Origin of the sequence: Amycolatopsis rhizosphaerae (genome assembly GCF_007713715.1) — a bacterium.
Lineage (GTDB): Bacteria > Actinomycetota > Actinomycetes > Mycobacteriales > Pseudonocardiaceae > Amycolatopsis_E > Amycolatopsis_E rhizosphaerae.
This window is the reverse complement of sequence record NZ_VJWX01000890.1, coordinates 1-1,051: the sequence shown is the minus strand read 5'-3', so window position 1 is coordinate 1,051 and position 1,051 is coordinate 1. Positions and strand designations below refer to the sequence as shown.

The following is a 1,051-nucleotide window of genomic DNA, read 5'->3' as shown; positions in this document are numbered from 1 at the left end:
CGGCGATGATGGCCTCCACGATCCGGTCGCGATCCCAGCCGCGGGCCAGCTGTTCCGGCTTCACGAAGGCATGAAAGCGCTGATAGGCGTGTTCGACGTGGGCGGGCGGGTCCTCCGCGCGGACCGAGGGCAGGTCGCGCAGGGCGTCGAGCAGGATCGCCGCGTTCATCTGACGCTGCTTGACCCACTCGTCGAGCCTGCCCAGCTGCAGCCTCCCCACCGCGGCCTGGACCTCCGTCATCTTGGCATTGGTGCCGAAATTGTCGTGCAGCCAGCGGAATCCCTGGCCCTGCTGGCCCTGCTGCACCGTCGCCACGTTCTTGCCGTGGTCCTTGAATTCCCAGCAGTACCGCCACAGGGCGAGGTGGGAGGTGGTGATCGCGCCCCCCTCGCCCGCGGTCGTGATGACCTTGTCGTGGCGGAACGACCAGGCCGCGATGTCGCCGAAGCTGCCCACCGGTTGCCCGAAGTACCGGGCGCCGTGGGCCTGCGCGCAGTCCTCGACCAGGCGGAGGTCGTGTTCCTTCGCCAGCTGCAGCAGCGGGTTCAGCTCCGCGGGATGCCCGGCGAGGTGGACGACGACCAGCGCCCTGGTGCGCGGCGAGATCGCCGGTTCCACCGTTTCCCTTGTCACACAAAGGGTGTGCAGGTCCACATCGGCCACCACCGGTTTCGCGCCGCAGCGCACCACCGCGGAGGCGGTGCCGATGAAGGTCGCCGCGGGCACGATGACCTCGTCGCCGGGGCCCACGCCGAGGGCGGCCAGCGCCAGTTCCAGCGCCACCGTGCCGCTGGACAGCGCGACCGCGTACAGCGCGCCCGCGGCCGCGGCGAACTCGCGCTCGAAGGCCCGGCCGTGCCCGCCGGTCCAGTAGTTCACCTGACCCGAGGCCAGCACGTCGCCTGCCGCGGCGATCTGGGCCGCGTCGAAGGACGGCCAGCCGGGCAGCGGGGTGGTCCGGACCGGATGGCCCCCGTCGATGGCGAGTGCGGTCATGAGTTTCCTCCCTTGGCCGCGTTCGGCTCGGTCCACTGTGGATCGCCTTGAGCC

General features: G+C 70.9%; 1 protein-coding gene. It reads right to left on the bottom strand.

The genetic code is table 11. The features are described 5' to 3' along the window. A partial coding sequence (locus tag FNH05_RS37650; protein ID WP_144593580.1) for a DegT/DnrJ/EryC1/StrS family aminotransferase occupies positions 1–997 on the bottom strand: 997 nt, incomplete at its 3' end. Positions 998–1,051 lie beyond the last annotated feature (54 nt).